The sequence below is a fragment of the Cupriavidus sp. GW822-FHT06G04 genome (assembly GCF_058799075.1).
In genome coordinates, this window is record NZ_JBXALD010000002.1 from 84311 (window position 1) to 104710 (window position 20400).

The window sequence follows — 20400 nt, forward strand, 5'->3', positions numbered from 1 at the left end:
AGCGGCATTCTTGCCGCTTGTATTGGCGTTCTTGCCGCTCTCGCGTGCCGAAGTCGAGGGCTTGGTATTTTCGGATTTGCGATTCCTGACGGAAGCGGTTCCGGCGGGCGCCGAGGCGCTACGCACGGTTTTTGCTGGCACAGACCGGGCTGATGTCGTCCTGACTGACGCGGTCGATGTCTTCGCCGCCGTTGTTTTCACGGACGCCTTGCCGCTCCCTGATTGGGGAGCTTTGGAGGGAGCCTTCTCGGCTACCCTTTCGGTTGCTTTGGCCTTTGCCATTGGCACGCTCACTTTCGCCAGTACTGGAGAGAAAGATTTCGCAATCCAAACCGGGCATTGTAGCACGTCGCCACTTCCCGGCTTCCTGTCAGGTATAGCTTTCACCTGAAAAATCAAGGCTTAAGCGTTTAGACCCATCCTTTCGCCGACAGTTGGGTCACATGCGCAACGACTCAAGCCGAAAATCCTGTCTTATACCTTTCCTACTGCACTTGCCCCGCCGCCCACGCGCGACGAGTCAAAGAAGTGATGAGGGCTAGTCATCCGTTGCCGACGCCGGGCGCCAGCCCATCTGTCGCCTGCGCTGCACCTCCGGGACAAGCCAGCGGAAGCGGGCTCGGGCCTCCTCGTCGGCGGTTCCGGCGATGATGGCAGCCTGCAGGGTTTCGAGTTCGCGCTGAAGCGGATCGGCAAGTAATTTGTGAATCGCGCCGTCGAACTCAAGTGTCGCGGGCTCCTCTTCGATATCTTCTCTCAGCACCGCGGCCCGTGCACTTGCATAGACGTCGGCAAACGGCGTCTGCGCCAGTTGCTCGCTGAACGCGGCGAAGTTGACCTCGCCCTGAATACCGTCGCAAGCCGCCACGAGGTGAGTCAACACTTCGGCCTCGGGCCGCTGCGGATCGAGCAGCAAGGCGCGGGCATCGTCATCCAGGCGAGCAGCGAGGGCCGGATAGGTGATCAGCAGTTGCATCACGCGCTGCTCCAGTCCCGTCGGCGCCTGGCGGCGCGCACGCGGACGGGGCTGGGCAAAGCGGCCGACACGCGACGAGTCGCTGCCGAGCCCGCAAACCGCTTCGATCTCGGCAGGCGTCGTACCCGTAGCATCGGCAAGTTCGCGCACAATCTGTAGCCGCAAGCCACCCGCGGGCATGGCCTGCAGCAGGGGCTTGGCTTCGTACTGGGCGCGCGCGCGCCCCTCCGCTTGCCGCAAATCCTGCTCTTCGGTCACGATCTGCAGCAAAAAACGCGACAACGGCATCGCATTCTGCACCTGGCGCGCAAACGCGTCCGTGCCCTCTTCACGCACGTAGCTGTCGGGGTCGTGTTCCGCCGGCAGAAACAGAAAGCGGATGGTCTTGTTGTCGGCCACGTGGGGCAGGCACGCTTCCAACGCCCGTCGGGCCGCGCGGCGCCCCGCCGCATCGCCGTCGAATGAAAAGATCACTGCGTCGGTTTGCCGCAGCAGCTTTTGCACATGCACCGCCGTGCAAGCGGTGCCTAGCGTCGCCACCGCATTGGCAAAGCCAAGCTGCGCCAGCGCCACCACATCCATATAGCCTTCCACCACCAGCACGTAACCGTTTTCGCGGATGGCGTGCCGCGCCTCGAACAGGCCGTAGAGTTCGGTTCCCTTACTGAACAGCGGCGTTTCGGGGGAATTCAGATACTTTGGCTCGCCCTGCCCCATCACCCGGCCGCCAAAGCCGATCACATTCCCCTTGGTATTCCGGATCGGAAACATGATGCGGTCGCGGAACCGGTCATAGCGCCGCGGCTTGCCGTCGGCATCGCGTTTTTCCTGCGATTCGATCAGCAAGCCGTTTTCGATCAACGGCGCGGCGATGGCATCGTCGCGATAGCTGCCGAAAACCGATTCCAGGCCTTGCCAGTCATCGGGCGCGTAACCGAGGCCAAAATGCGCGGCAATTTCGCCGGTCAGGCCACGGCCCTTCAGGTATTGGATAGCCTGGGGCGCGCCGCGCAACTGCTTCTTGTAGAACTCGCAGGCCCGCGACATGGCGTCGCTGAGCGCGACGGACCGGGCCTGCTGCTCCGCTCGTTGGGCCGGCGGCAAGCTGTTGCGCTCTTCGGGCACGGACAATCCCACCGACTGCGCCAGCTCGCGCACGGCGTCCGGATAGGATTGCCCGGAATACTCCATCAGGAAGCCGATGGCCGACCCATGCGCGCCGCACCCAAAGCAGTGATAGAACTGCTTGGTCGGCGACACGGTAAAGGACGGCGATTTCTCGTTGTGGAACGGGCATAGGCCCATGAAGTTCGCACCACCCTTCTTCAACTGCACGTACTTTCCCACCACGTCGACAATATCGACGCGGTTGAGCAGGTCCTGAATGAAGGATTGCGGAATCACCCGACTGACCGTCCTGATGGTGAGGCTTGCCGGGCGTACCGGCGACCCCTTTTTTGAAATACGTGCACGAAACGACGCACGACTGCTATCGAATCATTGTAGTGCAGCCGCAACGCATTGCCGGACTTAGCCGACATTGACCGTCAAGCCCCGTCAACCCGACGATATCTTCGTGTATCGCGACTGCTAATCATGCTTATAACTGACCCCTCGGTCAATCATTTTGGCGCCAGGGCCGCCTTGACCAGGCCCGATACCGCCGTCATGTCCGCACGGCCGGCCAGGCGCGCCTTGACCAGGCCCATCACCTTGCCCATATCCTGTGGACCCGTGGCGCCCGCCTCGACGACCGCCTTCTCCACCTCGGCGGCCACTTCGGCGCTGGAAAGCTGCGCCGGCATATAGGCGGCCAGAACGTCTAGTTCGGCCTTTTCCTTGGCTACCAGATCGTCGCGACCGGCCTGTTCGAACTGGGAAATCGAGTCCTTGCGCTGCTTGATCATTTTGTCGATCACGGCGGTGACAGCCGCGTCGTCCAGCTCGATGCGGTCATCAACCTCGCGTTGCTTGACGGCAGCCAGCAGCAGGCGAATCGTGCCGAGGCGCTCCGATTCGCGAGCGCGCATGGCGGCCTTCATGTCATCGTTGATGCGGGCTTTGAGGGACATAGCAATCTTCCGAAAAATTGAGGTCAGGTCGGACCGTAACGCAAAAACCCGCCAGAGCCGTGCTCTCAGCGGGTTTTAAGCCAACGTGAAGCGGGTGTCAGTACAGCTTCTTCGGCAGCATCTGGCTACGCAGGCGCTTGTAATTGCGCTTGATAGCCGCATCGCGCTTTCGCTTGCGCTCCACGGTCGGCTTCTCGTAAAACTCTCTCGCCCGTAACTCCGGGAGCAGGCCATTTTTCTCTATGGTGCGCTTGAAGCGACGCAGCGCGACTTCGAATGGTTCGTTTTCTTTCAGGCGAATCGTGGTCATCTGGCCAAAAAAGGAAAGACAAACAGGATCAAGTGCCGGAACCCGGCCGGCGGCAAGCGAGAGCGGCCGATTGTAGCGCAAGGCCTGTCGCGCTGCTCGCGATGGACACGCATGGACACATGTCGTGCCGCCTACGCAACAGCGCCCACCGCCCCGCGTGCCGCTTCGGCAGCCGCCTCGCCGGCCGCCACGGCGGAAGCCCACGCCCACTGGAAGTTGTAGCCGCCGAGCCAGCCGGTCACATCGACCACTTCGCCGATGAAATACAGCCCGGCCACGTCGCGCGCCATCATCGTGGCCGACGACAGTCCGCGCGTGTCTACGCCACCGAGCGTCACTTCCGCCTTCTTGTAGCCCTCGGTGCCCGACGGCACGACGCGCCAGCGATTCAACGTCTCGCCTAGCTGGCGCAGCGCCTTGTCCGGCAGATCGGCTACCGGCTGTTCGCCGGGCAGACCCACCGCCGCGCACCATGCCGCCGCCAGCCGCGCGGGCAGGCGTTCGGCCAGAAGGTTGTTCAGGTGCTTCCGATTGCCCTTCTTGTGGTCGATCAGCCAGGCCGCGGCGTCCTCGCCGTCGAACAGATCGATCTCGATCGGCTCGCCCGGCCGCCAATAGCTGGAAATCTGGAGCACTGCCGGGCCCGACAGGCCACGGTGCGTCCAGAGCAGGTCTTCCTTGAACGCGCCCGCCGCCTTGCCGCTGCCAGTCGCAATATCGACTTCCATCGACACCCCGGCCAGCGGGACAAACGGCTGCCAGGCGCCGCCGTCGAACGTCAGCGGCACCAGCGCCGGGCGGGTTTCCACGACCTTGAGCCCGAACTGACGGGCGATGCGGTAACCGAAATCGGTCGCGCCGATCTTGGGAATGGACAGCCCGCCGGTCGCCACCACCACGGCGCCGGCGCGCACCGTCCCCTGCGTGGTGAGGAGCAGGAAATCGTCGCCTTCCTTGCGGATTTCCTCGATGGTGCAGCCGGTCTGCCAACGCACGCCGCCCGCATCGCACTCCGCGCGCAGCAGGTTGATGATGTCTTCGGCGCTGTCGTTGCAGAACAATTGGCCGCGATGCTTTTCGTGCCAGCCGATGTCATGGCGGCGCAGCAGGCCCAGGAAATCCTGCGGCGTGTAGCGGGCCAGCGCGGACCGGCAGAAGTGCGGATTCGACGACAAATAATTGGCCGGGCCGGCCTGCAGATTGGTGAAATTGCAGCGGCCGCCGCCCGAGATGCGAATCTTCTCGGCCAGTCGCGTCGCATGGTCGACCAGCACCACCCGCGCGCCGCGTTGACCGGCGACCGCGGCACACATCATGCCGGCGGCGCCTGCGCCCAGCACCGCCACATCGAACCGGTCGTTCCTGCCTTGTGTCATGTTGCCCTTTCAAGAAGCCGCGATTGTAGCGAATACGGGCCGGGCAAGCGCGCGCGATGCGGGTGTGCTACCCTGCTGCCCTCCCGTTTTTTGCCGGCATGATGGCTGCAGTTGCAGTCCGAAATCAGCGCCGGCCGCACCAGAAGCCATGCTTGTCCTCGGTATCGAATCCTCCTGCGACGAGACCGGGCTCGCCCTCTATGACACCGAGGCCGGGCTGCTCGCGCACGCGCTGCACTCCCAGATCGCCATGCATCGCGAATATGGCGGCGTGGTGCCAGAACTCGCGTCGCGCGACCACATCCGCCGCGTGCTGCCGCTGCTGCGGCAGGTGCTCGACGAAGCCGGACGCGCGCGCGCGGATATCGATGCGATCGCCTACACCCAGGGGCCTGGTCTGGCCGGCGCGCTGCTGGTCGGCGCCTCGGTTGCCAATGCGCTGGGATTTGCGCTCGATGTGCCGATGATTGGCGTGCATCATCTGGAAGGCCATCTGCTGTCGCCACTGCTGACCAGCGCGCCGCCGCCGTTTCCGTTCGTCGCGCTGCTCGTATCGGGCGGCCACACGCAACTGATGGAGGTCAAGGGCATCGGCGACTATGCGCTGTTGGGCGAAACGCTGGACGACGCCGCCGGCGAAGCGTTCGACAAGACCGCCAAGTTGCTGGGGCTGGGGTATCCCGGCGGGCCGGAGGTGTCGCGCCTGGCCGAATTCGGCAACCCCGGCGCGTTCGACCTGCCGCGGCCCATGCTGCATTCAGGCAATCTGGACTTTTCGTTCGCGGGTCTCAAGACCGCGGTGCTGACGCAAACCCGCAAGCTCGGCAACCCCTGCGAACAGGATCGCGCCAATCTTGCCCGCTCGTTTGTCGATGCGATCGTCGATGTGCTGGCCGCAAAATCCTTCAACGCGCTCAAGCAGACTGGCCACAAGCGCCTTGTGGTTGCCGGCGGCGTCGGCGCCAATCCGCAACTGCGCGAGCGCCTGAATGACCTCGGCAAGCGCCGCAAGGTGGAGGTGTACTACCCGGACCTGGCGTTCTGCACCGACAACGGCGCGATGATCGCCTTTGCCGGCGCCATGCGCCTGCAGGCCGCGCCAGGGCTGGCGCGCCATGATTACGATTACGGCGTGACGCCGCGCTGGGATCTTTCCGACATCCGCCTGCCAGCGTAGCGCTGATGCTGCCGGCCTTTGCCTGCAAGGCGCAGGCAAAGGCAGCGGCGACACACAATCAGCCCAGGCGCTTGTCGTGCTCGATCAGCGCATAGGCGCTGTGATTGTGGATCGATTCGAAGTTCTCGGCTTCGAGCGTGTAGGCGACGATACGGTTGTCCGCATTGAGGCGCATCGCGATGTCGCGCACCAGGTCTTCCACGAACTTGGGATTCTCGTAGGCGCGCTCGGTCACAAATTTTTCATCCGGTCGCTTGAGCAATCCCCACAGCTCGCACGACGCCTCTTCCTCGGCCATCCGCACCAGCGTTTCCACATCGAGATCGGCCGAAAGCTCGACCTTCATCGTGATATGCGAACGCTGATTGTGCGCGCCGTACTGCGAAATCTTCTTCGAGCACGGACACAGGCTCGTCACCGGCACCAGGGCGCGCAGGAACAGGCGCGTCTGCCCGTCGCGCTTCTCACCGATCAGCGTCACCTCGTAGTCCAGCAGCGATTGCACGCCCGATACCGGCGCGGTCTTGGCGATGAAATACGGGAACGTGACTTCGATGCGGCCGGCGTCCGCCTCGAGGCGCACCAGCATGTCGTCGAGCAGCGCGCGGAACGCGGCCAGATCCAGCGGAGCGCGGTTGTCTTCGAGTAGCGCGACGAAGCGCGACATATGTGTGCCCTTCTGGTCGGCCGGCAAGCGCACGTCCATGTCGAACGTACCGACGGTAGCTACTTCGCCGCGCGCGGTCTTGAGCGTCAGCGGATATCGCACGCCTTTCACACCCACGCGCTGGATCACGATCTGGCGGGTATCGACGCTCGATTGCACGTCGGGCATCACAAAGGCTGGATTGATGTCATTCATCTACGGTTTCCTCCAGGAGGCCGGCAGGGGGTGACGGCCATCCTTACGGTCGCGACGTTTTCGCAGGATTTCTCCACGCCGCGCAACGAGTGTGAAACGACGGGTCCAGGCACGATGCATCTTTGGGGCGCCGGCCCGTAGTTGCGAACACAAAAATGGGAAAGGGGATTCTACGCAATATTGCCGATGCTCGCCGCCATCGCTCGTGATTCCGCGTATTTGCCGCATGCCGCCGGCATTGGCCGCGGCATCTCGTCGGTGGATGACGCCCAAAAGAAAACCGGCGCGGGAATTCCGCGCCGGTTTTGGCTCTAGGTGACTAGCGGCGTCAGGCTACGCGCGTTGCCACCTTGACCGATTGCTCCGCCAGTTGAAAGCGCTCGCGCACCGAACGCTCGATGCCGGCTGCGTCGAGCCCGCACAGCGACAGCAGATATGCCGGGTCGCCGTGGTCAATGAACTTGTCCGGCAGACCCAGCACCAGCGTCGGGATCTCGATGCCGGCTTCGGCCAGCGCTTCGAGCACGGCACTGCCCGCGCCGCCCATCGTTGCACCCTCTTCCACCGTCACCAGGTAATCGTGGGTGGCGGCCAGTTGCTTCACCAGCTCCACATCGAGCGGCTTCACGAATCGCATGTTGGCGACCGTGGCGTCAAGCGCCTCCCCAGCTGCCAGCGCCGGGTGCAGCATCGAGCCAAACGCCAGGAACGCCACGCGCTGACCCGCGCGGGCATGGCCTTCGCGACGAATTTCGCCCTTGCCCACTGGCAGCGCGGTCAGCTCGGGCTGCGTCGCCACGCCAACGCCCGCGCCACGCGGATAGCGCACGGCGGTGGGGCAATCCTGCTGGAATGCGGTGGTCAGCAGTTGGCGGCATTCCTGCTCGTCGGCCGGCGTCATCACCATCATGTTGGGGATGCAGCGCAGGTAGGGAATATCGTACGCACCGGCGTGCGTCGCGCCATCGGCGCCCACCAGGCCCGCGCGATCGAGCGCGAACACCACCGGCAGGTTCTGCAGCGCCACGTCGTGGATCAGTTGGTCATAGCCGCGCTGCAGGAAGGTCGAGTAGATCGCGACCACGGGCTTGAGCCCTTCGCAGGCCAGCCCGCCGGCAAACGTCACGGCATGCTGCTCGGCAATGCCGACGTCGTAATAACGATCCGGGAAACGCTTCTCGAATTCCACCATGCCGGAGCCCTCGCGCATGGCCGGCGTCACGCCGATCAGGCGCTTGTCGGCGGCGGCCATGTCGCACAGCCATTCGCCAAACACCTGCGTATAGGTCTTGCGCGACGGCTTGGCCGACGGGCGGATGCCTTCGGCGGGGTTGAACTTGCCCGGGCCGTGATAGAGGATCGGGTCGGCCTCGGCCAGCTTGTAGCCCTGACCCTTCTTTGTCACGACGTGCAGGAATTGCGGACCGTGGCCTTCCAGGGCGCGCTGTCGGATGTTCTGCAGCGTCGGCACCAGCGATTCGAGGTCGTGACCGTCGATGGGGCCGATGTAGTCGAAACCGAATTCCTCGAACAGCGTGGCCGGCACGACCATGCCCTTGGCGTGTTCCTCGAGGCGCTTGGCGAATTCCAGCACCGGCGGCGCCACCGACAGCACCTTTTCGATGCCCTTCTTCGTGGCCGCGTAGAACTGGCCCGACATCAGGCGCGCGAGATGCTTGTTAAGCATGCCGACCGGCGGGGAAATCGACATGTCGTTGTCGTTCAGCACCACCAGCAGCGGCAGGTCCTTATAGACGCCAGCATTGTTCATGGCCTCGAAGGCCATGCCCGCGGTCATCGCACCGTCGCCGATCACGGCGATGCCCACGCGCTTCTGGCCCAGCGTGCGCGCGCCGAGCGCCATGCCGAGCGCGGCGGAGATCGAGGTCGACGAATGCGCGGTGCCGAAGGTGTCGTATTCGCTTTCCGCGCGACGCGGGAAGCCGGAGATACCGCCAAACTGACGCAGCGTCGACATGCGGTCGCGCCGGCCGGTCAGGATCTTGTGGGGGTAGCTCTGGTGACCCACGTCCCACACGACGCGGTCGTTGGGCGTGTCGAAAACGTAGTGCAGCGCAATGGTCAGCTCCACCGTGCCGAGATTGGACGACAGGTGGCCGCCGGTTTGCGAAACCGATTCGAGCACATAGGCGCGGAGTTCATCGGCCAGCGTGCCGAGCTGGCGGCGATCCAGCTTGCGCAGGTCCGCGGGGTCGTCGATGTTGTTGAGCAGCGTGTAGGTCATGGTGTCCGTTCGGCTGCCGGATTCTGTGCGTCCGGCTTTTCAGTTCAGTTTGAGCGCAGCACGATGAGGTCGGCCAGTTCGGCCAGCCGGCCAGCGCGCGCGCCGAATCCCGCCAGCGCCTCGTGGGCGTCCGTGCGCAGCTGGGAAGCCAGTGCGCGTGCGGCATCCAGACCAAGCAGCGACACGTAGGTCGGCTTGTCATTGGCGGCGTCTTTCCCGGCAGTCTTGCCGAGCGTCGCCGTATCGGCAGTGACGTCGAGAATATCGTCAACCACCTGGAACGCCAATCCCACGGCGGCCGCATATTGGTCCAGCGCAGCCAGACCGTCGCGATCGATGTTTCCGCACAACGCTCCCATCCGCACGCTGGCGCGCAGCAGGGCGCCGGTCTTCATGCGATGCATGCCTTCGAGCGCGTCGCGCGTCATCGCCAGGCCCACGTTCTGCAGGTCGATCGCCTGACCGCCGCACATGCCGACCGAGCCCGATGCGACCGCGAGTTCGGCCACCAGCTTCAGGCGCGCCTCGGCGTCCAGCGCCGGCGCCTGGGTGAGCACGATGAACGCCTGGGACTGCAACGCATCGCCGACCAGCAGCGCCGTGGCTTCGTCGTAAGCCTTGTGGACCGTCGGCCGGCCGCGGCGCAGGTCGTCGTCGTCCATGCAGGGCATGTCGTCGTGGACCAGCGAATACGCATGGATCATCTCCACCGCGCAGGCCGCTGCGTCGCAGGCCTGCGGGGCTGCGCCGGCCATCTCGCCGGCGGCATGAACCAGCAATGGGCGAACCCGCTTGCCACCGCCGAGCACAGCATAGCGCATGGCTTCGTGCAAGGTGTATGGAATTGTGTCCGTGGAAGGTAGTGCCGCTTCCAGGGCGGCCTCGGTCCGGGCGCCTTGCGCCCGCATCCAGGTAGCGAAATCGCTCATTCGAAATCTGCGCCGTTGCTGTTGTTATCGGTACGGGACGAAGGTTCGCCCGTTAATGCCTTGAGTGCGTCACCTTCAAGCACCTTGACCTGCTGCGCCACCCGCTCCAGGCTTTGCTGGCAATAGCGCACCAGCTCCGCGCCGCGGCGGTACGCGGCCAAAGACGCTTCCAGCGGCAACTCGCCGCTTTCCATGCTCGCCACCAGTGTTTCCAGCTCGGCCATTGCGGCTTCATAGGACGCCGGCGCCACGCTGGGGTCCGGGCAATCTTCAGGCTCGACCGGGGCGGTCGTGGTTCTTGGCATGGCAGGCCTCGATCTGGGGAATTCGCGATTTTACGTCAATCCGGGGCTCGGTCGCTGAACAGTCTTATTAGGACCGGGGAAGGCGGTCTGTTGCGTGGACCGACCCGCTCGACCACCCCGGCTCTGCACAGAAGTGACGTGTGCGCCCGGGTCGTCTTTCGGAATGGGCACCAAAGGGCACCTCCATGACGACCCGGGTCGACTTTTTCGCCAAAAAGGCAAAATAATCAGTCCCTTAACTTTTGGGCTCGGGTACAATCCCCGGCTCGTCAGCGAGTTCCGGCTCATCGCGTACATCACGCATTTTTCCTGGTCATGACATCAGGAAACGGTCTGGATCAAACTCGTCTGACACGGTTTCCCAAATCGATTCATATTTCGATGGTTGGGTTGTTCACTGCTTTCGCCTGTCATAGGGAGTGGGGATAATGTCCAATCTCAGCACCGCGCTCAAGCTGGCGCCGGCTGATTCGCAGTTGCCCGTGGATGTCTATTTTGACGAGGCGCTGCATCAACAAGAACTGGAACTGCTGTTCAAGAAGGGCCCGGGGTACGTCGGACACGAGCTGATGGTGCCGGAAACCGGCGATTTCCAAACGCTGGCCGCCGAGGATGAAGGTCGGGTGCTGGTGCGCAACCCGGGCGGCATTGAACTGCTGTCCAACGTTTGCCGCCATCGCCAGGCCATCATGATGAACGGCCGCGGCAACGCCAGGAACATCGTCTGCCCGCTGCACCGCTGGACCTACGACCTCAAGGGTGAACTGCTTGGCGCGCCGCATTTTGCGGAGCAGCCGTGCGTGCACCTGAACCGGTCGCCGCTGCAGAACTGGAACGGCATGCTGTTCGAAGGCGAGCGCGACGTCCGCGCCGACCTCGCCCGCATGGGTGTGGCCGAGGATCTCAACTTCGACGGCTACATGCTCGACCATGTGGAAGTCCACGAGTGCAACTACAACTGGAAGACCTTCATCGAGGTCTATCTGGAGGACTACCACGTCGTGCCGTTCCATCCGGGCCTGGGCAGCTTTGTGTCCTGCGACGACCTCAAGTGGGAGTTCGGCGAATGGCACAGCGTGCAGACGGTGGGCCTGCATGCGGGCCTGCAACGGCCGGGCAGCCAGACGTACCAAAAGTGGCATGACGCCGTGTTGCGCTTCAACAACGGCAAGCTGCCCAAGCACGGCGCGATCTGGCTCACGTACTACCCGAACATCATGGTCGAGTGGTATCCGAACGTGCTGTGCATCTCGACGCTGCACCCTGTGGGTCCGCGCAAGACGCGCAATGTCGTCGAGTTCTACTACCCCGAGGAAATCGTGCTGTTCGAGCGCGAATTCGTCGAGGCCGAGCGCGCCGCCTACATGGAAACGTGCATCGAGGACGACGAAATTGCCGAACGCATGGACGCGGGCCGACTGGCGCTGATGAAGCGCGGCGTCAGCGAAACCGGCCCCTATCAGTCGCCGATGGAAGACGGCATGCAGCACTTCCATGAGTGGTATCGCAGCGCGATGAACTACAACAAGCGCTGATCGTCCGCAAGACCGTGCGCTGATCGCCCGCGATCTGTGGGGCTACCGAAACGGACCGTGAAAACGGTCCGTTTCGCATTGGAGCGCCGCTCGGTGCACTGCTAGAATCGCACACTCAATCGTTGCCAATACAACGGTTTTCTCCCGCAGCGCCTCAGGATCATCAAAAGTCGCCTGCGCGTTGTCTCACCTGAACCGCCCCTCTCATCATGCAATCGCTCTGGATGTTGTTTGCCGCCTTCTCGTTTTCGCTGATGGGGGTTGGCGTCAAACTGGCGTCCGAGTTCTACACCACGGGCGAGATCGTCTTCTACCGTAGCCTGATCGGCGTCACCATCATGTGGATCATGCTGGCGTCGCAGGGCATTTCGGTGCGTACGCCGCACATGGTCACGCACATCAAGCGCAGCCTGTTCGGCGTGACGGCGCTGCTGCTGTGGTTCACATCGATCACGCTGCTGCCGCTGGCCACGGCCATGACGCTCAACTACATGTCGCCGGTCTGGATCGCGCTGATCCTGGGCGCGAGTGCGGCGCTGGCGGGCACGGCCGGGGCGGCCGACAAGAAACTGATCGGCGCGATCCTGTTGTCGTTTGCCGGCGTGATCTGCCTGCTGCAGCCATCGGTCGGCAAAGACCAACTGACTGGGGGCATGATCGGACTGATCTCGGGCATGTTCACGGCCCTGGCCTATGTGGAAGTGCGCCAGCTGGGCCAGTTGGGCGAGCCCGAAGGCCGCATCGTGTTCTATTTCTCGGCGGTCGGGCTGGTCTGCGGCCTGGTGTGGATGCTGTACTCGGGCATGAGCCCGCTGACCTGGCATGGCGTGGGGCTGCTGCTCGCCATCGGGATTCTGGCCACGCTGGGCCAGACGACGATGACGCGCGCTTACAAGCGCGGCAACACGTTGCTGACGGCCAACCTGCAATACGCGGGCATCGTGTTTTCCAGCCTGTGGGGCACGCTGGTCTGGGACGACAAGCTCAACTGGATTTCGTGGCTCGGCATGGCGCTGATCGTGGCTAGCGGCATTGCCACCACGCTGACCCGCGCGCGCGACAACGACAAGCATCCCACCCCGGCCACGCCGGTGAAATCGCCGGAAGCGGAAGTCCATCCCGAGGTCTGATCCCGTGTCGGTGTAGCATTTACGGCAAACTTTCACTCACCGCGAGACAGGTTCATGCCATCACCGCTGATCACCGCTTCAGAACTGGACCGGCTGCGCGCCGCCGGACAGCCGCATACCGTCGTCATCGATTGCTCGTTCGACCTGACCGCCCCCGCGGCGGGCCGCGACAGTTATCAGCAGGCCCACATCCCCGGCGCCTACTATCTTCATCTGGACAACGAACTGTCCGGCCCCAAGACCGGCGTCAACGGCCGGCATCCGCTGCCCGACGCCGAGTTGTTTGTCGCGCGATTGCGTGCATTGGGCGTCAATGACGACACGCTGGTGGTGGCTTACGACGCGCAAGGCGGGATGTATGCCGCGCGCCTTTGGTGGTTGCTGCGCTGGGTTGGCCACGCAACCGTGGCTGTGCTCGATGGCGGCAAGAATGCGTGGATCGCAGCCGGCCTGCCAGTCGAACAAGGCGCCACGCCCGATCCGGAAGTCGGCGGCCAGTTGACGCGCAAGGCGTCGCTGGTGCGCACCGTCGACGCCGACGCGCTGCTGGCCAACCTCGGCCAGCCGTCGATGCTGGTCGTCGATGCGCGCGCCGCGGACCGTTTCCGGGGAGAAAACGAGACGCTCGATCCGGTGGGCGGCCACATCCCCGGTGCCGTCAATCGCTTCTTCAAGGACAATCTGACGCCCGACGGCTATTTCAAACCCGCCGAGCAATTGCGCGCGGAATTCGGCCAGGTCATTGGCGGCAAAGAGCCGGCGCAAACGGTCATGCAATGTGGTTCGGGCGTGACGGCCTGCCACAATCTCGTGGCGATGGAAGTGGCCGGCCTGACCGGCGCGGCGCTCTACCCGGGATCGTGGAGCGAATGGTGCGCAAACCCGGACCGGCCGGTTGCCACCGGCGGCTGATCCGTTCTCCGGCGTCCGCTCAGTGTGACGCCGTTTCCGTGTTGACTTGCGAATGGCGATGCGTATGTTGCTCGTGCACGCCATTGGTAATGAAAACGATCGCGGCAATCCCGGCCGCCACCAGCACCACCTGCACCGCCGACTCCTTCAGGCGCGGCTTGCGCTGCATCTGCGGCATCAGGTCGCTGACCGCGATATAGACGAAGCTGCTCGACGCGATCACCAGCACATAAGGGATCCAGCCCGTCAGCTGGTCGAGCAGGAAATAGCCGACGAGGCCGCCCAGAATCGCGGCCAGGCTCGACAGCAGGTTGAACGCGAACGCGCGCGACTTCGAAAATCCCGCGTTCAGCAGCACGATGAAGTCGCCCACTTCCTGCGGGATCTCATGCGCTGCGATGGCCAGCGCCGTGACCAGGCCGATATGCGGATCGGCCAGGAACGCCGCCGCAATCACGATGCCGTCGGCAAAATTGTGGAACGTGTCGCCCACCAGGATGGTCAGGCCGCTGCGGCCCGCTTCCTCGCGGTCGTGGCCGTGATGATGGTGATGTCCATCGCCTTCGTGATGGTGCGAATGGCGCAGCAGCGAGATCTTTTCCAGCAGGAAGAAACCGAGCAGGCCCGCCAGCAGCGTGCCGAACAGCGCACGCGGATCGGCGCCGGATTCGAACGCTTCGGGCAGCGAGTGCAGCAGCGCAGTGGCCAGCAGCACGCCGACCGAGAAACTCACCATGCGCTCCACCACGCGCGAGGCCACCGTCAACGAAAGCAGCGCCGCACCCAGAATGCTGCCGACGCCCGAAATCGTCGCCGCCAGCAGGATGTACAAAAGCGTGGAATGGATGATGAACTCCCGGCCCGGCCCCCGCCCGACCACCGGGCAGTCATCGCCGACTGACTACTTTCGCGCACTAACGCAACAATGTTGCAAAAACGCGAAGACCGCATTGTACGTAGGTCCGTGCCGACTTTGCAAATCATCCGCGCGGACATCGGGGCCAATCGCGCGAAACGGCCTACGCGACCTTGTGCTCCTTGAACCAGGCAAGACAACGTTGCCAGCCGTCCTTGGCCGCCGCCTCCACATAGCTGGCCCGGTAGTCGGCATTGAACGCGTGTCCGGCCTCGGGATAGACCACGAACGTCGACGCCCTGGCATTTGGGTTGGGCGACGCCGCCAGCGCCGCCTTCATCTTCGCCACGTGTTCCTGTGTGATTCCCGTGTCCTTGCCGCCGTAGAGGCCGAGCACAGGCGCGTGCAGGTTGCCGACCACATCGACCGGATTCGTCGGTTTTAGCGCACTGGGCTCTCCCACGAGCTGGCCATACCACGCAACGCCGGCTTTCAGGCGTTTGTTATGGGCCGCGTAGAGCCACGTCACGCGGCCGCCCCAGCAGAATCCGGTGATGCCGAGCCGCTCGACATCGCCGCCATTGGCCGCGGCCCACGCGACGCAGGCGTCGAGATCGCCCATCACCTGGGCGTCGGGCACTTTCTGGATGATGTTCGTCTGCAATTCCTGGATCGTGCCGTAGCTGCTCGGGTCGCCCTGGCGCGCAAACAGTTCGGGCGCAATGGCCAGATAGCCGAGCTTGGCAAAGCGCCGGCAGATATCGGCGATGTGTTCGTGCACGCCAAAAATCTCGCTGATCACCAGCACCACGGGCAAATTCTTCTTGCCCTCCGGCTGGGCGCGGTACACCGGCATGCTGAAGCCGCCCGACGCCACGGTGACCTCGCCGGCGGTCAGGCCGTTGAAATCGGTCTTGATGGTTTGCGCCGTCACCGGCAACACGGCCGCGGCGAACGCCGAGCCGAGCGCGGTCTTGACGAAACTGCGGCGGTCGAACGACTGACCGGGGACGAGGCTTTCCACTTCGGGTTTCAGCATGAACGGTCTCCTGGCATCGAGGACGTCTTGATCGGTGATCGCGCGTCGGAAGTGACGCAAGCGTTGCGCGTCGATTCTAAGCAAAGATGGCCGACAACGCACGCGCCGTCAGCCATCGTTCCTGCCTGCCCTTGCCATGCCCTGCCGCCGGGATTCCTCAGTGCAGCTTCACGCGCGGGCTGGTCTTGCTGCGCAGCCAGTGCGTGACGGTGTCCAGACCCATGCCGATCGCGCCATGCAGCGCCATCACGTGCATCCGGTACAGCGACGTGTACATGAAGCGCGCCATCAGGCCCTCGATAAACATCGAACCGCCGATCAGGCCACCCATCAGGCTGCCCACGGCACTGAAGTGGCCCAGCGACACCAGCGAGCCAAAATCCTTGAAGCCGAACCTGGGCAACGGCTTGCCCGCCAGGCGCGCGCGCATCGCGTCGTACAGGAACGTGGCCTGCTGGTGCGCCGCCTGCGCGCGCGGCGGCACGCTGGTCTGCTTCTCCGGCCACGGCGCTGCGGCGCAATCGCCGAAGGCAAAGATGTCCGGATCGATCTCGCTCTGCAGCGTGGGGCCCACCACGATCTGGCCCATCTTGCTGACCGGCAGCCCAAGCGTGCGGAGGACGCCCGGCGCGGTAATGCCGGCCGCCCATACGGTCAGGTCCGCATCGACACGCTTGCCGCTGGCCGTCAGCACCGCGTCCGAGGTGACTTCGGTCACGCGCTCAGAGGTGAACACATCGACGTCCAGCTTGCGCAGCAGCTTGGTGGTCTCGGCCGACACGCGTTCGGACAAGGCGGGCAGAATGCGCGGCCCCGCTTCGACAATGTGAATGCGCACGTCGCGGCGCGGATCGAGCTGATGTAGCCCGTAAGCGTTCAGCACATGCGCCGTATTGCGCAGTTCCGCCGACAACTCCACCCCGGTGGCCCCTGCGCCGATGATCGCCACATCGACGCGCGGGCGGCCGTCCTCGCCCGTGCGGCCTCGTCCGTTCTGCGCGCGCACGCACGCCGCAATCAGCTTGCGACGAAACCGCTCGGCCTGATCGACGGTGTCGAGTGCGATGGCGTGTTCGGCGGCGCCCGGCACATTGAAGAAGTGGGTCACGCACCCGATCGCCAGCACCAGCGTGTCATAAGGCAAGTCGCGCGCGGGCAGCAGTTCCTCGCCATCCTGGTCGACGCACGCGGCAACATGGATCACCTTGCGCGCGCGGTCGATGCCGGTCAGTTCGCCTTGCTGGAACTCGAAATGGTGCCAGCGCGCCTGGGCGACATATTCCAGCTGGTGGGTGTTCGGATCCATGCTGCCGGCCGCTACTTCATGCAGCAGCGGCTTCCAGATATGCGTCGGCATGCGATCGACCAGCGTCACGTGGGCCTGGCGCGACTTGCCAAGCTTGTCGCCGAGGCGGGTTACGAGTTCAAGCCCGCCGGCCCCGCCACCGACGACGACGATGCGGTGCGGTTGGTTGGCCGATCGCGGCGCGCTGTCGATGCGTGCATCGCGCGCAATGGTGTCGGTCGGAATGGGGGCGCTTTCCTCTCTGCCTTGTGCGTTGCTCATGGTCTACCCGATGTTTTCAATTTGAAAACCGGTGCAGGCCCGCGGCGACTTTTGTCTTTCGACTTCTTGTTGTGGTTTCGCACCGCGAGGCCGATATGCTGCTCAGAAAAATACGGAAAATACGGCTCGGTTAGCGCCAGTGTGCTGCAGAGCAACACAGCTGGCAAGCCTTGCCGAGTCGATTCAATCGGTACTCTCGTGCATACATCGGCATCGCGCGGCAGACAGCGCTAACGCGCCAGACTGTACCGGTCTGGCGCGCTCCCAACTGACACGGCAAGCGTTGTTGCGCTCAGTGCGCCTCTTCCCAATTGGCGCCGCTGCCCACTTCGGCAACCAGCGGCACATTCAGCTGCGCCACCGAACACATCAACTCGGGCAAACGCACCTTCACCAGATCGAACTCGGCCTGCGGCACTTCGAGCACCAGTTCATCGTGCACCTGCATGATCTGTCGCGCGCCCAGGTTCTCGGCTTCGATCCAGTCCTGCACGGCAATCATCGACAACTTGATCAGGTCCGCCGCGGTGCCCTGCATGGGCGCGTTGATGGCGGCACGCTCGGCGGCCTGACGACGCGGACCGTTGCCGCCACGGATATCGGGCAGCCACAGGCGGCGTCCGAACACGGTCTCCACGAAACCCTGGTCGCGCGCCTTCTGGCGTGTTTCTTCCATATAGTTGGCCACGCCCGGATAGCGCATGAAATACCGGTCGATATAGTGCTTGGCCGCCTCGCGCTCGATGCCGAGGTTGCTTGCCAGGCCGAACGCGCTCATGCCATAGATGAGGCCAAAGTTGATCACCTTGGCATAACGGCGCTGCTCGCTCGTGACCGCTTCGCGCTCGACATTGAAGATCTCGCTCGCCGTGGCGCGGTGGATGTCCTCGCCATTGGCAAACGCGCGCAGCAGGTTTTCGTCGCCCGAAATATGGGCCATGATGCGCAGCTCGATCTGCGAGTAGTCGGCCGATACGATGACGTTGCCAGGCGCGGCGATGAAGGCCTCGCGAATGCGCCGGCCTTCCTCGGTGCGCACCGGAATGTTCTGCAGATTCGGCTCGGTCGACGCCAGGCGTCCGGTCACCGCCGTGGCCTGGCCGTAGCTGGTGTGCACGCGCCCGGTCTTCGGGTTGACCATCTTCGGCAGCTTGTCCGTGTACGTGGACTTCAGCTTCGACAGGCTGCGATAGTCGAGCAGCAGCTTTGGCAGCGGATAATCCTCGGCCAGCTTCTGCAACACCTCTTCGTCGGTCGATGGCGCACCGCTGGCGGTCTTTTTCACGACCGGCAGCTTCATCTGGTTGAACAGGATCTCGCCGATCTGCTTCGGCGAGCCGAGGTTGAACGGTTGTCCGGCCGCTTCATGTGCGGCGCTTTCGGCCTGCATCATGCGCAGCCCCAGATCCGCGCTCTGCGCCGCCAGGCGGTCCGCGTCGATCAGCACGCCATTGCGTTCGATCTTCTGCAGCACGACCGACACCGGTATCTCGATCTTCTCGTAGACATATTTCAAGCCGTCGACCGCCTCGAGCTGCGGCATCATCTTGCGATGCAGGCGCAGCGTCACGTCGGCATCTTCGGCGGCGTACTCGGTGGCGCGCTGCAGGTCGATCTGGTCGAAGCCGATCTGGCTGGCGCCCTTGCCGCAAACCTCTTCGTACGTGATCGTCTTCAGGTTCAGCAGGCGCTCGGCCAGGCTGTCCATGCCGTGATTGCGATAGGACGCCAGCACGTAGCTTTCGAGCATCGTGTCGTGCGTGATGCCGCGCAGCGTCAGCCCGTGGTTCATGAATACATGGGCGTCGTACTTCAAATGCTGGCCAAGCTTGGGCCGCGACGGGTCCTCGATCCACGCGCGCAGTTTTTCGAGCACGAACTCGCGCGACAGCTGACCGTGATCGTCCATGCCTGCGACATCGGGGCCGCGATGGGCCACCGGGATGTACGCGGCCTCGCCCGGTTCGACCGATACGGAAATGCCGACCAGTTCCGCCATCATCGGATCAAGCGACGTGGTTTCCGTGTCGATGGCGACGATCGGCGCATCGACCAGCTTCTGGATCCACGCATCGAGCGCGGCCTCGGTCGTCACGGTCTCGTAGTGGATTTCGGCCGGCGGCAGGTCTTCTGCCGGCGCGTCCTGCTCGGCCGGCGCGCCGGGCGCGTCGAACAGGCCGCCCTGCGCCGGTGCGGGCGCCGGCGCGCTGCGGGCCGCGGCCGCGCGCGCATTCGGCAGCGCCTCGCCGGTGGCCTCGCGCAGCCACGTCTTGAAGCCGTAGCGCTGGAAGAATGCGATCAGCTTTTCCTTGTCCTCGCCAAGATCGTGCAGGGCATGGAAATCGGGGACCGCATCGGAAAGATCGCAATCGGTCTTTACCGTGACCAGTTCGCGCGCACGCGGCAGCCAGTCCAGCGTGTTGCGCAGGTTCTCGCCCACCACGCCCTTGATGCCGTCCGCAGCCGCCATGATGGCGTCGAGCGAGCCGTATTCGGTCAGCCATTTCACCGCGGTTTTCGGGCCCACCTTGGGCACGCCGGGCACATTGTCGACCGCATCGCCGATCAGCGACAGATAATCGACGATACGCTCGGGCGGCACGCCGAACTTGTTCAGCACGCCGGGCGGATCCAGCACCTCGCCGCTCATCGTATTGACCAGCGTAACGTGGTCATTGACCAGCTGCGCGAGGTCCTTGTCGCCGGTGGAGACCACCGTGTGCACGCCCTGCGCGGTGGCCTGGCAGGCGAGCGTGCCGATCACGTCGTCCGCCTCCACGCCCTCGACCACGACGATGGGCCAGCCCAGTGCGCGCACGGCTTCATGGATCGGTTCGATCTGCCGGGCGAGGTCCTCGGGCATCGACGGGCGATGCTCCTTGTACGCGGGATACATGTCGTCGCGGAACGTCTTGCCCTTGGCGTCGAACACGCAGGCGATATACTGTGCCGGGTAATCGTTGCGCAGCTTGCGCAGCATGTTGATCATGCCGTAGATTGCCCCTGTGGGCAGCCCTTCGCCATTCCTCAGGTCCGGCAGAGCGTGATACGCGCGATATAGATAGCTCGATCCATCGACGAGCAAGAGTGTTTTTGGACTATCCGACAT

18 protein-coding genes are annotated in these 20400 nt (G+C 64.0%); 6 read left to right on the forward strand and 12 right to left on the reverse strand.

Annotation, left to right across the window (positions count from 1 at the left end; all coding sequences use genetic code 11):
- The first annotated feature begins 10 nt into the window (after positions 1–10).
- Complete coding sequence (locus AC1RKI_RS04360) at positions 11–391, forward strand: hypothetical protein (RefSeq protein ID WP_061959479.1); 381 nt, start codon at positions 11–13, stop codon at positions 389–391.
- A gap of 147 nt (positions 392–538) precedes the next feature.
- Here the strand turns inward: AC1RKI_RS04360 and dnaG are convergent, their stop codons facing one another.
- The 4 genes from dnaG to AC1RKI_RS04380 form a co-directional block, all read right to left on the reverse strand.
- Positions 539–2380 carry a DNA primase gene (gene dnaG, locus AC1RKI_RS04365; protein WP_341247960.1) on the reverse strand — a complete coding sequence of 614 codons (1842 nt, stop codon included), beginning with the start codon at positions 2378–2380 and terminating at the stop codon, positions 539–541.
- Between the two features lie 218 nt (positions 2381–2598).
- On the reverse strand, positions 2599–3048 hold the full coding sequence (locus tag AC1RKI_RS04370; RefSeq protein WP_061959477.1) for a GatB/YqeY domain-containing protein: 450 nt from the start codon (positions 3046–3048) through the stop codon (positions 2599–2601).
- 97 nt (positions 3049–3145) lie between these two features.
- Positions 3146–3358 carry a 30S ribosomal protein S21 gene (rpsU, locus tag AC1RKI_RS04375; RefSeq protein ID WP_061959476.1) on the reverse strand — a complete coding sequence of 71 codons (213 nt, stop codon included), beginning with the start codon at positions 3356–3358 and terminating at the stop codon, positions 3146–3148.
- A 131-nt stretch (positions 3359–3489) separates the two neighbouring features.
- Complete coding sequence (locus AC1RKI_RS04380) at positions 3490–4734, reverse strand: BaiN/RdsA family NAD(P)/FAD-dependent oxidoreductase (RefSeq protein ID WP_492794756.1); 1245 nt, start codon at positions 4732–4734, stop codon at positions 3490–3492.
- A gap of 148 nt (positions 4735–4882) precedes the next feature.
- On the opposite strand from AC1RKI_RS04380, the gene tsaD reads away from it, so the two are divergent.
- Positions 4883–5911 carry a tRNA (adenosine(37)-N6)-threonylcarbamoyltransferase complex transferase subunit TsaD gene (gene tsaD / locus AC1RKI_RS04385; RefSeq protein WP_492794754.1) on the forward strand — a complete coding sequence of 343 codons (1029 nt, stop codon included), beginning with the start codon at positions 4883–4885 and terminating at the stop codon, positions 5909–5911.
- Positions 5912–5969: 58 nt separating this feature from the next.
- On the opposite strand, the gene folE2 is transcribed toward tsaD, so the two are convergent.
- Positions 5970–6773 carry a GTP cyclohydrolase FolE2 gene (gene folE2 / locus AC1RKI_RS04390; RefSeq protein ID WP_061959473.1) on the reverse strand — a complete coding sequence of 268 codons (804 nt, stop codon included), beginning with the start codon at positions 6771–6773 and terminating at the stop codon, positions 5970–5972.
- Between the two features lie 186 nt (positions 6774–6959).
- Here folE2 and AC1RKI_RS04395 point away from each other — a divergent pair, with 186 nt between their 5' ends.
- Positions 6960–7088: a hypothetical protein gene (locus tag AC1RKI_RS04395; protein ID WP_280519592.1), complete on the forward strand. Its 129-nt coding sequence runs from the start codon at positions 6960–6962 to the stop codon at positions 7086–7088.
- Positions 7089–7101: 13 nt separating this feature from the next.
- On the opposite strand, the gene dxs is transcribed toward AC1RKI_RS04395, so the two are convergent.
- From dxs to AC1RKI_RS04410, 3 genes are read right to left on the reverse strand one after another with little or no spacing between them, the layout of a single operon-like run.
- Positions 7102–9018 (reverse strand): 1-deoxy-D-xylulose-5-phosphate synthase, encoded by a 1917-nt coding sequence (dxs, locus tag AC1RKI_RS04400; protein ID WP_492794751.1) that lies wholly within the window; start codon positions 9016–9018, stop codon positions 7102–7104.
- A gap of 44 nt (positions 9019–9062) precedes the next feature.
- A complete protein-coding gene (locus AC1RKI_RS04405; RefSeq protein ID WP_061959471.1) occupies positions 9063–9947 on the reverse strand; it encodes a polyprenyl synthetase family protein in 885 nt (294 codons plus the stop codon).
- Positions 9944–10252 carry an exodeoxyribonuclease VII small subunit gene (locus AC1RKI_RS04410; protein ID WP_061959470.1) on the reverse strand — a complete coding sequence of 103 codons (309 nt, stop codon included), beginning with the start codon at positions 10250–10252 and terminating at the stop codon, positions 9944–9946. The genes AC1RKI_RS04405 and AC1RKI_RS04410 overlap by 4 nt, the downstream gene beginning before the upstream one ends.
- 428 nt (positions 10253–10680) lie before the next feature.
- On the opposite strand from AC1RKI_RS04410, the gene AC1RKI_RS04415 reads away from it, so the two are divergent.
- From AC1RKI_RS04415 to AC1RKI_RS04425, 3 genes are all read left to right on the forward strand, one after another.
- Positions 10681–11787 carry an aromatic ring-hydroxylating oxygenase subunit alpha gene (locus AC1RKI_RS04415; protein ID WP_061959469.1) on the forward strand — a complete coding sequence of 369 codons (1107 nt, stop codon included), beginning with the start codon at positions 10681–10683 and terminating at the stop codon, positions 11785–11787.
- 209 nt (positions 11788–11996) lie between these two features.
- A complete protein-coding gene (locus AC1RKI_RS04420; RefSeq protein ID WP_061959468.1) occupies positions 11997–12917 on the forward strand; it encodes a DMT family transporter in 921 nt (306 codons plus the stop codon).
- A 54-nt stretch (positions 12918–12971) separates the two neighbouring features.
- The gene (locus AC1RKI_RS04425) at positions 12972–13829 is read left to right on the forward strand and encodes a sulfurtransferase (RefSeq protein WP_492794747.1); all 858 of its coding nucleotides are present in this window, start codon (positions 12972–12974) and stop codon (positions 13827–13829) included.
- 19 nt (positions 13830–13848) lie between these two features.
- Here AC1RKI_RS04425 and AC1RKI_RS04430 read toward each other — a convergent pair whose 3' ends face one another.
- From AC1RKI_RS04430 to polA, 4 genes are all read right to left on the reverse strand, one after another.
- Positions 13849–14661: a ZIP family metal transporter gene (locus AC1RKI_RS04430; RefSeq protein ID WP_492794745.1), complete on the reverse strand. Its 813-nt coding sequence runs from the start codon at positions 14659–14661 to the stop codon at positions 13849–13851.
- 187 nt (positions 14662–14848) lie between these two features.
- Positions 14849–15724, reverse strand: a complete 876-nt coding sequence (locus AC1RKI_RS04435; protein ID WP_244785770.1) for a dienelactone hydrolase family protein — start codon at positions 15722–15724, stop codon at positions 14849–14851.
- A gap of 157 nt (positions 15725–15881) precedes the next feature.
- Positions 15882–17291: an NAD(P)/FAD-dependent oxidoreductase gene (locus tag AC1RKI_RS04440; RefSeq protein ID WP_084004224.1), complete on the reverse strand. Its 1410-nt coding sequence runs from the start codon at positions 17289–17291 to the stop codon at positions 15882–15884.
- 292 nt (positions 17292–17583) lie between these two features.
- On the reverse strand, positions 17584–20400 hold the full coding sequence (gene polA, locus AC1RKI_RS04445; protein WP_492794742.1) for a DNA polymerase I: 2817 nt from the start codon (positions 20398–20400) through the stop codon (positions 17584–17586).

What these genes read in the sequence shown, in the direction of transcription:
- AC1RKI_RS04425 (WP_492794747.1), top strand. Translation starts at nt 12,972, where the DNA reads ATGCCATCACCGCTGATCACCGCTTCAGAACTGGACCGGCTGCGCGCC.
- AC1RKI_RS04420 (WP_061959468.1), top strand. Translation starts at nt 11,997, where the DNA reads ATGCAATCGCTCTGGATGTTGTTTGCCGCCTTCTCGTTTTCGCTGATG.
- folE2 (WP_061959473.1), bottom strand. Translation starts at nt 6,773, where the DNA reads ATGAATGACATCAATCCAGCCTTTGTGATGCCCGACGTGCAATCGAGC.
- AC1RKI_RS04410 (WP_061959470.1), bottom strand. Translation starts at nt 10,252, where the DNA reads ATGCCAAGAACCACGACCGCCCCGGTCGAGCCTGAAGATTGCCCGGAC.
- tsaD (WP_492794754.1), top strand. Translation starts at nt 4,883, where the DNA reads ATGCTTGTCCTCGGTATCGAATCCTCCTGCGACGAGACCGGGCTCGCC.
- rpsU (WP_061959476.1), bottom strand. Translation starts at nt 3,358, where the DNA reads ATGACCACGATTCGCCTGAAAGAAAACGAACCATTCGAAGTCGCGCTG.
- AC1RKI_RS04440 (WP_084004224.1), bottom strand. Translation starts at nt 17,291, where the DNA reads ATGAGCAACGCACAAGGCAGAGAGGAAAGCGCCCCCATTCCGACCGAC.
- AC1RKI_RS04370 (WP_061959477.1), bottom strand. Translation starts at nt 3,048, where the DNA reads ATGTCCCTCAAAGCCCGCATCAACGATGACATGAAGGCCGCCATGCGC.
- dxs (WP_492794751.1), bottom strand. Translation starts at nt 9,018, where the DNA reads ATGACCTACACGCTGCTCAACAACATCGACGACCCCGCGGACCTGCGC.
- AC1RKI_RS04435 (WP_244785770.1), bottom strand. Translation starts at nt 15,724, where the DNA reads ATGCTGAAACCCGAAGTGGAAAGCCTCGTCCCCGGTCAGTCGTTCGAC.
- AC1RKI_RS04405 (WP_061959471.1), bottom strand. Translation starts at nt 9,947, where the DNA reads ATGAGCGATTTCGCTACCTGGATGCGGGCGCAAGGCGCCCGGACCGAG.
- AC1RKI_RS04415 (WP_061959469.1), top strand. Translation starts at nt 10,681, where the DNA reads ATGTCCAATCTCAGCACCGCGCTCAAGCTGGCGCCGGCTGATTCGCAG.
- AC1RKI_RS04380 (WP_492794756.1), bottom strand. Translation starts at nt 4,734, where the DNA reads ATGACACAAGGCAGGAACGACCGGTTCGATGTGGCGGTGCTGGGCGCA.
- polA (WP_492794742.1), bottom strand. Translation starts at nt 20,400, where the DNA reads ATGTCGGATAGTCCAAAAACACTCTTGCTCGTCGATGGATCGAGCTAT.
- AC1RKI_RS04395 (WP_280519592.1), top strand. Translation starts at nt 6,960, where the DNA reads ATGCTCGCCGCCATCGCTCGTGATTCCGCGTATTTGCCGCATGCCGCC.